This is a genomic window from Acidaminococcus sp. (assembly GCA_022482815.1).
Taxonomy (GTDB): domain Bacteria; phylum Bacillota; class Negativicutes; order Acidaminococcales; family Acidaminococcaceae; genus Acidaminococcus.
The window spans coordinates 1,910,263-1,922,096 of sequence record JAKVOM010000001.1; the positions used below are offsets into that span (position 1 = coordinate 1,910,263).

8 protein-coding genes are annotated in these 11,834 nt (G+C 48.5%); 6 read left to right on the top strand and 2 right to left on the bottom strand.

The features are described 5' to 3' along the window. Positions 1 to 125 precede the first annotated feature (125 nt). The 4 genes from LKE33_08255 (at position 126) to LKE33_08270 (ending at position 8,526) form a co-directional block, all read left to right on the top strand. Positions 126 to 3,101 carry an autotransporter outer membrane beta-barrel domain-containing protein gene (locus LKE33_08255; protein ID MCH3950902.1) on the top strand — a complete coding sequence of 992 codons (2,976 nt, stop codon included), beginning with the start codon at positions 126 to 128 and terminating at the stop codon, positions 3,099 to 3,101. 591 nt (positions 3,102 to 3,692) lie between these two features. Continuing rightward, entirely contained in the window at positions 3,693 to 4,961 is a 1,269-nt protein-coding gene (uraA, locus tag LKE33_08260; protein MCH3950903.1) for a uracil permease, read from the top strand. 296 nt (positions 4,962 to 5,257) lie between these two features. After that, positions 5,258 to 6,805: a glutamine-hydrolyzing GMP synthase gene (guaA, locus tag LKE33_08265; GenBank protein MCH3950904.1), complete on the top strand. Its 1,548-nt coding sequence runs from the start codon at positions 5,258 to 5,260 to the stop codon at positions 6,803 to 6,805. A gap of 287 nt (positions 6,806 to 7,092) precedes the next feature. Beyond that, complete coding sequence (locus LKE33_08270) at positions 7,093 to 8,526, top strand: aldehyde dehydrogenase family protein (protein ID MCH3950905.1); 1,434 nt, start codon at positions 7,093 to 7,095, stop codon at positions 8,524 to 8,526. Positions 8,527 to 8,653: 127 nt separating this feature from the next. Here the strand turns inward: LKE33_08270 and LKE33_08275 are convergent, their stop codons facing one another. Beyond that, on the bottom strand, positions 8,654 to 9,403 hold the full coding sequence (locus LKE33_08275; GenBank protein MCH3950906.1) for a uracil-DNA glycosylase family protein: 750 nt from the start codon (positions 9,401 to 9,403) through the stop codon (positions 8,654 to 8,656). A gap of 91 nt (positions 9,404 to 9,494) precedes the next feature. Continuing rightward, positions 9,495 to 9,845 carry a helix-turn-helix transcriptional regulator gene (locus tag LKE33_08280; protein MCH3950907.1) on the bottom strand — a complete coding sequence of 117 codons (351 nt, stop codon included), beginning with the start codon at positions 9,843 to 9,845 and terminating at the stop codon, positions 9,495 to 9,497. A gap of 130 nt (positions 9,846 to 9,975) precedes the next feature. Between LKE33_08280 and LKE33_08285 the strand changes: the two genes are divergently transcribed. Next, positions 9,976 to 10,557, top strand: coding sequence for a flavin reductase family protein (locus tag LKE33_08285; protein ID MCH3950908.1), 582 nt, complete (start codon positions 9,976 to 9,978; stop codon positions 10,555 to 10,557). Continuing rightward, positions 10,554 to 11,105: a flavodoxin family protein gene (locus tag LKE33_08290; protein ID MCH3950909.1), complete on the top strand. Its 552-nt coding sequence runs from the start codon at positions 10,554 to 10,556 to the stop codon at positions 11,103 to 11,105. Before LKE33_08285 ends, LKE33_08290 begins: the two co-directional genes overlap by 4 nt. Positions 11,106 to 11,834: the final 729 nt, after the last annotated feature.

An 11,834-nucleotide genomic window follows, 5' to 3' on the forward strand; every position in this document is an offset into this window, starting at 1 on the left:
TTTAGTTTATGACAGAGTTCCGGCATACTGGAGGCGATGAGAGGAGTAAGGCAGCATTAATCGGATTACAATTTCGCATACGTCGGGAGAGCACATTGTTTTGCTTAGGGGAAAAGGTGATAGCAATGAGGACATCTTTAAAAAAGAGTGTGCTGTTGGCGCTGGCTGGATTTACTGTATTCGGGCTTGCTGGGAATGCTTATGCATATGATGAGTCGGGAACGGATGACCCTAAAGTCTATTCGGACGTCCGTTTTCACTCGTACCCCCCAGAAACGTATCATTTTACATTTCCAAGTATTGAGATGACTGCTCCAAATACTAATGGATATTATTCCACTCCTGTGCCTGTCTGGGTTACGGATGGTAACCAGGTTTATCTTGAAGCAACGACGGGAAATGTCACTGTAGGAAAGCCTCTTTCTGATGGAGGTTGTAAATGGGGTGCCTATGTCGATAGTAGGGGTACCAATAGTGTACTCACTAAACTCACCATAGATGCAAAGCAGGATGTTATAGTCATGGGGGAAGGTATCCATCATTTTGGAATTTCGGCCTATAACAATGCCGAAACCAAAGTTATTGCTGGCGGCAATACGGAGATGTATGGCGGATATTCTACCATATATGCTTGCGATGCCGACGGTGAAAATGCTACAGGCAATACGCTTCTCACTGTTACATCAGAAGGAAGCAACAACATTTATGCAGCGGATGATACCAGTAAAAATTACGGTGCTGGCTGCGTTTCTGCAAACAATGGTGCCGAAATCCAGATTGAAGCTAAAAATGGTGATAATAACTTTATTGCGACTGGCAATCGTTATAAGCTCTGTGCTATTGATTCGAACGTCATTTACCAAACCGGATATGGAACTCCAGTGAAACAGTCATTGGTAGAAGTTACTGCGGACAAGGGTTCCAACCATGTATCTCATCCTTACATGGGGATGAGAGCTAGAATTTGGGGTAAAATTGATTTCACTGCCTACCAGGATAATACCGTTACAACGACGTTGCCAAACTATACCATGGGCGTCGATTCCAGAGGAAACGGAGCTGAAATACAACTAACCTCACAGCATGGGAATAATGAAGTGACGGCGGATTATGCCGTTATTGGAGCTTATGGGGGTACCGTTACCTTCGATGCCCCGGGAGGAACCACGAAGATTACGGGTACTACAGCAGGTATTCTCTCATCCGCGGGCGGTACTGTGACCGTGAATGACGCGTCCGATATTTCTGGCAGCACGGTGCTTCAGGCGGAAAGTTACCAACAAGATAGTACGGGTGCGAACGTCGGAGATCCGGCCAGCATTACTGTCAATTATGCCGGTGACAGTAAGATTACAGGCGACGCTATGCAGGCCTATAACAACGGCACAATCACGATTGCTCCCAGCGAAGACAGTGCTAAGGAAACAATTGTAAGCGACGTTGTGGCATTTGGAACGAATGATGCGGCTGTCGAATATGTCGGCGGGACAGTCGATATTCAATTGACAAATGGCAGCAGCCTGACGGGGCAAACGGCTGTGGCTGATAATGTGACGGAAGATTACGGAACGGTACGCGGCGGTACCATTAACCTGGACCTGCCGAGTGGTTCTAATTGGTATATGACGGGTTCAAGCAGTGTGACGAACCTCAGCGGCGACGGCGGTACCGTTCATTTCCAAAATGGCGGGCATTCTCTCCAGATTACGAATCAGCTCAGCGGGTCGCATACGTTCGTGCTTGACCTTTCAAAAGACGGTTCCCAGAGCGATATGATCTATATGCGTCAGGGAACCAGCGATGAACAGACCCTGAATATCAGGAACCTCCAGGAACTGAGCGATTCCATGGAGGAAGGAGACGCGGTTCGTTTTGCCGTTGTTTCCGAATCGCAGAACGAATTCCGTGATGGCAAGGTGTATACCGCTGACGGTATCAACAACAAAGCCCTTAAAGTAGAATATCGTGATGTAGCTACGGATCCCCTCAATACGGATGCCTATAACGATGCCTATAACGGCGACGGTACGAATAAACCGACGACCGCACAGGTCAAGGCTTTCTATATCGATCCCTTTGAAGATCCACAGTACGTTTATCTGGTACTCCCTGAGACCGAAGAGGAGCAAGAACCTGTGGTGAACGATGGTGCAAAGTCCCCAGGCAATTTTGAGGGCCTCTTGTGGCGCTACGTGACCGACATCGATACTTTTACCAAACGTGACGGCCAGTCGCTGTACTTCACGCCGGGCGCGGACCAGGGCGGCTGGATTCGTCTGGGCTACCGTAACTTCGGCGTTGACGGTGTCGGCGAATTGGACGGCAACAGTTACGAACTCGGTTATACCGATGTGACGAAACAGACGGACGAAGCAAAGCATCGGCTCAGTTTGTCCGCAGCCTATTCCGATCCTTCCGGCCGGTGGGAAGGCCTTGACGGTGATATTGATCTCGAGGATTTCACCGTGGCACTTTATGATACCCACGAGTATTATCCGAGTGCCGAAAAGCGTGCGGCCATGCCCGAATGGAAGCAGGATTCCCACGCTTACTGGGATAACTATTTGAAGTACCATCATGTAAGATCCGACTACAGCGTCCGCGACCGCCAGACCGATACGCGGTATGCCGGTGATTTCAGCCGGGACGTCTGGAACCTGAGCACCGAATACGGCCATCGGCTGTACCTTGACAAAGGCTGGTTCTGGGTACCGCAGGTCCAGCTGCAGCTTTCCTACGTAGGCGGCTATGACTATTATGATTCGCAGGATCTTCATGTCGATGCTGACCACGATTGGAGCCTTATCGGACGTCTGGGCTTTGACCTTGTGCGCGAACTTGATCCGAAACTGGACAGCAAGCTGTACTTCAAAGCCAGCGTACTGCACGAATTCCTGGATGGTTCTGACGTGACTGTCGGAGCCAACGGAGAGTATTACACCGATGACGGTGATTATTCCGGTACGTGGGGCGTCGTCGGCCTTGGTTACAGCGCCAAGATTGGCGAGCAGCAGTATATGTACCTTGACGCAGAACGGTACTTTGGCAACGATTTTTCCAGGACGTATGGCATTCGCGCAGGGGTTAACTGGAAATTCTGATAAACGCTGTGGCGCTTCGCGCACAAAGAAAGCTGTATCGCCGCCTTTGGCGGCTGGCTATGGCTGCCTTCGGCAGCTGGCAATTGACGTCCAGGTTAGAGAATAGAATTAACAAAAAAGATATGACATCAGGGCATACGTTTCTTAATAGAGCGTATGCCTTATTTTTATAAAAGAAGCTATCATCCCCCGCACTCGTCAGCGCTTCCTCGCGTCAGCGCTGACTGCGGTCCCTCCTTCTTTCGAAGCCACGGAGCGGCTTGAAAGAAGATCCCAAAGCAGCAAACCTCCTTCGTCGGTTTGATCTAATGAAAATGTAAAAGAGCTGCTGAAAATTTTTGCCGCTGTTTTTATAGGAATCAGGCAAGGCGTAGCCTTGCAACATAAAGATCTTCTTTCATTTCACTTCGTGAAATCGAAAGAAGGGGGGCCCGCTTTTCGGGGGAAGATAGCTTCTTTTTCCACGCCGCCTCCGGCGGCCATAGCTTCACAGCTTTCCTTATGCGATCACCGACACTATTTCTCTGCCCACAATCTCCCAAACGTGGTACAATGAGGAGAACTAATTCTACAACAAGGGAGAAAAACTTAATGAAACAACGACGTATCATTCAAGTGGACGAAAAACTGCCTCTATTGGAAACGCTGCCCCTGAGCCTGCAGCACCTCTTTGCCATGTTCGGTGCCACAGTGCTGGTACCGTTCCTGCTCAATGTCGATCCATCGACGGCGCTCTTCATGAACGGGGTAGGGACGCTGGTCTATTTGACCATCTGCAAATGGCGGCTGCCTTCTTATCTGGGCTCCAGCTTTGCCTTCATTTCGCCGGTACTTGCCGTCTGCAAGACTCCGGGCCTGACCTATGGCGATGCCCAGGGAGGCTTCATTGCTTTCGGTCTCTGCTTCATCCTTATTGGTCTCCTGGTCCGCAAAGTAGGCACCAAGTGGATTGATGTGCTTTTCCCGCCGGCCGCCATGGGCGCCATTGTAGCTATCATCGGTCTGGAACTCGCACCGATGGCCATGAATATGGCTGGCTTCATGGAACCTGTCAAAGGGATGACTAACGTGCAGGCCATGGAAATTTCTTCGGCTACGCTCATCATCACCATCCTTGCTACCATTCTGGGCAAGGGATTCATCAGCATCATCCCGATCCTGATTGGTGTCGTGAGCGGCTATGTCATTGCATACGCACTCGGCGTTGTTTCATTTGCTTCGGTCGCACAGGCAGCCTGGTTTTCTGCCCCGACCTTCTATCGTCCCAGCTTCCATATCAATGCCATTATGATGATTCTTCCGGCACTTTTCGTCGTGCTGGCTGAACACCTGGGACACCTCTTTGTAACGAGTGATATCGTAGGCCGCGACCTCATCAAAGATCCGGGCCTTCATCGTTCCCTGATTGCTGACGGTATTTCCAACGTCCTGTCCGGTCTCGTCGGTTCTACGCCGAACACGACATACGGCGAAAACATGGGCGTCATGGCCATTACCGGCGTCTACAGCACCTGGGTTATCGGTGGCGCTGCCGTACTTGCCATCATCTTCTCCTTTGTCGGCAAGATTGCCGCGCTGATTCACAATATCCCGGGTCCTGTCATGGGCGGCGTCAGCATCCTGCTCTTTGGCTTCATTGCTGCTTCCGGTCTCCGCATGATGGTGGAGCGCAAAGTCGACTACACGAAACCGAAGAACCTCATTCTTACGTCTGTCACTTTGATTTCCGGTCTTTCCGGTGCCTCCGTCATCATCGGCCCCGTACAGCTCAAAGGCATGGGCCTTGCCACAGTTGTGGCCATCATCACGAGCCTTGCCTTCCTGATTTTTGAAAGACTGGGCTGGGTAGAAAAAGAATAATCTAAAAAGGGACTGCGAAAACTTAATTTTTTCACAGTCCCTTTTTCGCTGCCCGCACTACTGTACTATCCACTTGCCACTAATCACTTTTCATCTCTCATACCTTTCCCGAATCTTTCCAGCACTATAACACTCAATCTAAATTATACGTAAACAGATTGCGTGCTGCGGTGTATAATGGGAGCGTAGGAAGAGTTTTATACTCGGAAGGGAATAGCGGAAGGCGTTTTGATAGCGTTGAAAATTCTCTTCTTATATGTTATATTCAATGAATACCTATGAATGGGAGGAAGAACATGGAAAACTTACAGCATGAGTTGGTCCTGGTCATCGACTTCGGCGCCCAGTACGCTCAGTTGATTGCCAGACGTGTCCGTGAATGCGGGGTATACTGCGAAATCATTCCGTACACCTATACCCTGGAACAGATCAAAGCCAAGAACCCGAAAGCTATTATTTTCTCCGGCGGCCCGAGCAGCGTGTACGCTGAAAATACCCCGACTGTCGATGATGGAGTCTTTAAGCTGGGGATTCCGCTCTTAGGTCTCTGCTATGGTCATCAGCTCATGGCCAAGAAACTCGGCGGCGTCGTAGCCCATGCCGGTACGGCCGGTGAATACGGCAAGACGGCTGTCGTGCTCGATACGGAAACGCGCCTGTTCTCCGGCATCGAAAAGAACAACATCTGCTGGATGAGCCATCAAGATTATGTCGAAAAGGTACCGGAAGGCTTTGTCGTAGCCGGCCATACCTCCGAATGCCCTGTGGCTGCCATGATTAACGAAGATAAAAAATTCTATGGTGTTCAGTTCCATCCGGAAGTTATGCATACGCCTTTTGGCAAAAAGATGTTCAGCAACTTCCTGTTTGACATCTGCGGACTGTCCGGCGACTGGACCATGTCTTCCTTTGCCCAGACTCAGATTGAAGCTATCCGCAAGAAGGTCGGCAACAAGAACGTGCTGTGCGCCATGAGCGGCGGCGTCGATTCTTCCGTAGCTGCCGTACTGGTTCATAAGGCTGTCGGCAACCAGCTGACCTGCATTTTCGTAGACCATGGTCTGCTACGCAAAAACGAAGGCGACCAGGTCGAAAAAGTCTTCAAGAAAGACTTTGATATGAATATCATCCGCGTGAACGCTAAAGACCGTTTCCTGGGGAAATTGAAGGGCGTCAGCGATCCTGAAAAGAAACGTAAGATCATCGGGGAAGAATTTATCCGCGTCTTCGAAGAAGAATCCAAGAAGATCGGCCATGTCGATTACCTGGTACAGGGCACCATTTATCCGGATGTTGTGGAATCCGGCGGTACCGGCACCAGCGCTACCATCAAGAGCCATCATAACGTAGGTGGTCTTCCTAAAGACATGAACCTCGGCCTCATCGAACCGCTGCGCACGCTCTTTAAGGATGAAGTTCGTGCCGTCGGTGAAGAACTCGGTATCCCGAGCGAGCTCGTATGGCGTCAGCCGTTCCCGGGACCGGGCCTTGCGATCCGCGTCCTCGGCGAAGTCACCGAAGAAAAACTGGCCATCGTGCGTGAAGCCGATGCCATCTTCCGCGAAGAAATTGCCAAAGCCGGTCTTGACCGCAGCATCTGGCAGTATTTCGCCTGCCTGCCTAATATCCGCAGCGTCGGCGTTATGGGCGACTTCAGAACCTATACCAATACCATAGCCCTTCGTGCCGTCAATAGCACCGACGGGATGACCAGTGACTGGGCCCATATCCCGTACCATGTACTCGATATCGTGTCCCGCCGCATCGTCAACGAAGTGCCGGGCGTTAACAGAGTGGTATACGATATCACGAGCAAACCGCCTGCGACAATAGAGTGGGAGTGACGCTTAAATAAAAATCCCTGCAAGTCTTGATTTTATGAGGCTTGCAGGGATTTTTTCTATTTAGCAAAAATCGCAGAATCTTCATAACTTTTGAGAATCTCGACATAGAGTAACGGAATTAGATTTTCGGCCTTTCCGTTGCTATGATAATGACAACACAGAAAAAATAACTTTGCTGCTGTTTCAGCAAGATGCTGGACGGCACGATGACGAGACGTCTCATGTACCAATGACGTGCAGCAAGTTTGTCTTTGATTGGCAGGAATTAAAGCAGGGAGGTCATTATCATGCAAATGCTGATTGGCGGAAAAGAAACAGGAGCTTCTGACGGAAAAACATTTGAAGTACTAAATCCGACGACTCATGAGGTCATTGATACGTTTCCGGCTGCCACAAAAGAGGACATTGATACGATCCTTGAAAATGCCCGCAAAGGCAGTCGTGAATGGGCCGCCGTTCCTCTCTGGAAAAGAATCGACATTTTGAAGGAGTGTATTCATGCTATTGAAGAACACCGTGATGAACTGGGAAAGAGTATTGTAAGGGAACTCGGAGTCCCCATTTCCCAGGTACAGGGTGAAATCAATACGGCAGCTGCAAGAGCCACGGCCAGCACGGAAGGCGCCAGATTCATCAATGGGGAGTGCTATCCTCCTTCGAACTGTTCCGCGTCTGAAGAGGATTTGATCGTCACTGTGCGGGAACCACTTGGCGTAGTGCTTGCAATCATACCCTTTAATTTTCCGGTAGCGACCTTCTGCACGAAGGTATGGCCGGCACTTTTGATGGGAAATGCGGTCGTCGCCAAACTTCCTTCTGATGATCCTCTCACGATTATCAAGGTGACAAAGCTCATGCTTTCCTGCGGCGTACCGGGAAATGCGCTGCAGGTCGTTACCGGCAGCGGTTCTGTTCTGGGCAGATGGCTGAATACGGATAGTCGGATTGATGCCATTTCCATGACAGGGAGTACGCAGGTTGGCGCGTCAGTCGCCGTAGATGCAGGGAAAAATCTTGCAAGCTGCGCCCTTGAACTTGGCGGCAATGATCCGCTGATTATTCTGCCGGATGCCGACATCGACTATGCTGTAAGCCAGGCCATCGCCAACAGAAGTAATCGCTCCGGTCAGATCTGCCATTCTTCTAAGCGCTTTATCGTACACAGTTCGCTGAAGGACGAATTTACGCGCAGATTGGTAGAAGAGCTTCGTAAGAAAAAAGTCGGAGATCCGATGGATCCAGACACCGTATTTGGCCCTGTTGTATCGGAGAGGGCTGCCGCAAATATAGAAAAGCAGATTAATCTCAATGTGGAAGAGGGGGCTAAAGTTCTCCTTGGGGGGAAACGGTTTAACAAAACCTTTATTGAACCGACCGTGCTCGATTGTCCTCATGAGGCAGAAGCCGCACATAGTATGGAAATCTTTGGCCCGGTATGGACCGTGCTGAGCTACGACACTGTGGAAGAGGCCATTGAACTGGCCAACGATACCATGTACGGACTTAGCTCCGGTGTCATCGGAAAAGATATGGGCACCATGCTTCACATTGCCCAAAATATCCAGGCAGGAACTTGTGTCCTGAATGGCGGCGGTTCTTATGCGGCTCCTTACTCTCCGTTTGGTGGGTATAAGAAAAGTGGATTGGGAAGACAGTCTGCAATGGAAAATCTCAAGGAATTCAGTCAGATTAAAACGATTGTCTTCAGGCATTCATTTTGAAATCGCATGATTGGTGCATAATACTATTGTCCTCTGCAGAATCAACTAAAAACTAATAAAAATTGGCGAAAATCAGGGTACCCATTCCAAAAGGAGCGAGTACCCTGATTTTTGTTGGTTGAACTAATCAATTGTCTTTAATCCACTTAGATACTTCATTGACGAAATCAATTCTTTTCTTAAACTGCGGATGGCCGGTACGAAGGATATGGAATGATTGATTGTCTATGTCAGCGGTGGCTTCCTGCCAACACATAGTATTATGGCTTCCTATCTGCTTTCTATCGTCATTGTAAAGAATCTTATAGCTGTTAGTGTCGAAGACTTTAAGAATATAAGCATCATAATTCCGGGCTGTATAAAAAATGATATGTGTAGGGTTGATTATCTTTATCTCATTTTGTAGAATCTTAAACTTCAAGATGCAATTCTCTTTAACCAAATCCGGAGTCGTATCATTTCCTGACGAATTGTTGCATTTAATAATGTTTGTAAATGCGATGTGCTCTACTGAATCGTCGCCAAATATGGTTTGAGTAATTTCCCGGGTATAACTCCAGTATGGCCAGCTTTCATCCCAAAGGTAGTTACGAGTAGCTTGAAAAGTATTACGAAAACCGTTTTCTTTCGTACCTGGATTACCTCTTGCATTTTTACCGACAAACAAAATTCTTTTGGGATTCTTATAAAAATCCTTACCTACACACCAACAACTAATCGGATCGGATAGGTTATTGATATTATCATGACAATCTTTGCATTCGTCGCGTGTGCCGATGCTCATATCATGATACAGCTTGAGCAATTTTTGCTCTGCCTCATTGCAGTCGTGCATTGTGTTTTCTCCTTTTCTTTTTAAACAACTTCCTTTTGTCATATGCTTCACTATCTGCAGCTATCGGCTATCTGCTAACTGCTATCTGCCATGGGTTTTGTATGGCAAACTGCCCGCACTATGGTACTAGCCACTAATTTTTATCCACTTTTTTCACTCTATGGCGATCTCCCCACTCACACATCTGATCCAAGATGGGCATCAGACTTTTGCCCCGTTCCGTAAGGGAGTATTCCACTTTGGGAGGAATCTGCGGATATTCCTCGCGGTGGACCAACCCGTCACGTTCCAGCTCTTTTAACGTGGAACTCAGCGTCTTGAACGAGATACCGCCGATATAGCGCTGCATCTCATTGAAACGTACGACGCCGAATTCCATCAGCGTGTATAAGATGGTCATTTTATATTTCCCGTTAATCAAAGAGAGAGTATAGCTGAAACCGGTCGTCTCCAGCTTTTCCTTTGAAATGCATCTTTCATCCATACACTTACCTCCGGTATAGTACATTACGTCAATGTGCGTACTTGTTATCATTACCATTACTAGGTATAGTATAAATACAGGTGAAATTTCTGTCAAACTGATGCATGAAATGAAGAAGGAGTGACCCATAATGACAAAAGATTTGGGCGTGAAACCCTATCTGTTTCCGATGCCGACTTATATGATCGGTACGTACAATGAAGATGATACAGTCGACGTCATGATGATGGCCTGGGGCGGTATCTGTGCAGAAGATATGGTGGCGCTGAACCTTGAAGAAGATCACAAAACGACCGCCAATATCAGAAAGAGAAAAGCCTTTACGCTCGCTATCCCGGGGACGGATACGCTGAAAGAATCTGACTTTTTCGGCATTGCCACGAGTAATAAAATGGCTGATAAGTTTGAACGCAGCGGCCTGCATGCCGTGAAAAGTACACGCGTCGATGCTCCGATTATTACGGAATATCCGGTAACGCTGGAATGCGAAGCCGTAGAATTTCAGGACCAGCCCTACGGCCTCCGCATCCTCGGCAAAATCGTCAATGTTATTGCCGATGAGAAGGTTCTCGATGAGAAAGGGCGCATTGATGCCGGTAAGATCAATGCCTTTGCCTTTGACCAGATGCAGAACGGCTATTATGCCATCGGCGAAAAAGTCGGGCAGGCATGGCACAGCGGTGTCGAATTCATGAAGAAGGTGTCTAAGTGAGCAAGAAAATCGTCATCCTGAACGGAAGTCCTCGCAAAAGGGGAAACACCGCGGGGCTCATCGCTTCATTTACCGAAGGCGCAAAAAGTGCCGGCCATGAAGTGACAGAGTTCTTCCTGAATGGCATGAACATCCATGGCTGCCTGGGCTGCTTCGGCGGGCACAGCGATAAAGAATGCCCGTGCGTTCAGAAAGACGATATGGCGGCTATTTATCCTAAAGTAAAAGAAGCGGATATCATTGTGCTCGCATCGCCGCTTTATTACTGGACCCTCAGCGGACAGCTCAAAACCGTGATTGACCGCCTGTTTGCCCTGGAGGAAGGCGACGGCCAGAAACTGCGCGGCAACGGTAAGGCTGGCATTCTCCTCATGGCGGCCGAAGGATTCGGCTTTGAGGACAGCCTTACGTATTTCAATCACCTCATGAACCACCTGCAGTGGAAAAACCTCGGGTATGTGCTGGCCGGAGGGAATATGGCTGTGGGTGATATTGCAGGGAAACCTGAATTGAAAAAGGCTTACGAATTAGGTGAATCCATTCGTTAAAAAAGCATTCTTAATATTAAGGCATACGTTCCTTAACAGAGCGTATGCCTTATTTTATATTAGAAGAAGCTATCATCCACCGCACTCGTATTTTTTATCAAAAAACAAGAGGGCGAAAGAGCTGTTGATAGGCCCATTAGTGCTTTTATAATAAGAGAAAGACTAAAATATCGTAAAAAATAATAAGAGGGTCATCATCCACCGCAAGCGATCCCCCTTCCTCAATGTCGCATAGCGACGTCGAGGAAGGTCCCTGAAGAATTTACCGCAGCGGCATTTAATATTTTATTTGGCAAACCGACGTCAGGAGGTTTGGCTACGGAGAACCTTGTTCCAAGCCGCCCCGCTCGCCCAAGTTAAACCAAACCGTAAGGTTTGGAATTCCTTTGCCACCTCCGTCCAGAGGAAGGAGGATGGGCCACGAAGTGGCGGAGAAAAGTAAGTTAAGGAGAATCGCTTGCGATGGAGGGATAGCTACTTTTATTATTTTTTTTGCCAAGGCGAAGCCTTGGCGACTATATCCGGCCTTCTTCGAGCGTTAGCGAGGAAGAGGGAGGACCGCAGTGGGCGTCGATTGACTTGGCAATCGCACCCACGACCGCGGTGGATATTCAGTTAGATAACAGGTAAGGGTAAATAAGAGAGAATTGAAAATAGCAGCCCCTGTTTTATATTGTTTTCCTACCTGCTAATCAGCATATTCAGCCTACATTTCCGTACTTCTTTTAT

Coding starts and splice junctions, on each gene's coding strand:
- uraA (MCH3950903.1), top strand. CDS start 3,693: ATGAAACAACGACGTATCATTCAAGTGGACGAAAAACTGCCTCTATTG.
- LKE33_08255 (MCH3950902.1), top strand. CDS start 126: ATGAGGACATCTTTAAAAAAGAGTGTGCTGTTGGCGCTGGCTGGATTT.
- LKE33_08275 (MCH3950906.1), bottom strand. CDS start 9,403: ATGACAAAAGGAAGTTGTTTAAAAAGAAAAGGAGAAAACACAATGCAC.
- LKE33_08270 (MCH3950905.1), top strand. CDS start 7,093: ATGCAAATGCTGATTGGCGGAAAAGAAACAGGAGCTTCTGACGGAAAA.
- LKE33_08285 (MCH3950908.1), top strand. CDS start 9,976: ATGACAAAAGATTTGGGCGTGAAACCCTATCTGTTTCCGATGCCGACT.
- guaA (MCH3950904.1), top strand. CDS start 5,258: ATGGAAAACTTACAGCATGAGTTGGTCCTGGTCATCGACTTCGGCGCC.
- LKE33_08280 (MCH3950907.1), bottom strand. CDS start 9,845: ATGGATGAAAGATGCATTTCAAAGGAAAAGCTGGAGACGACCGGTTTC.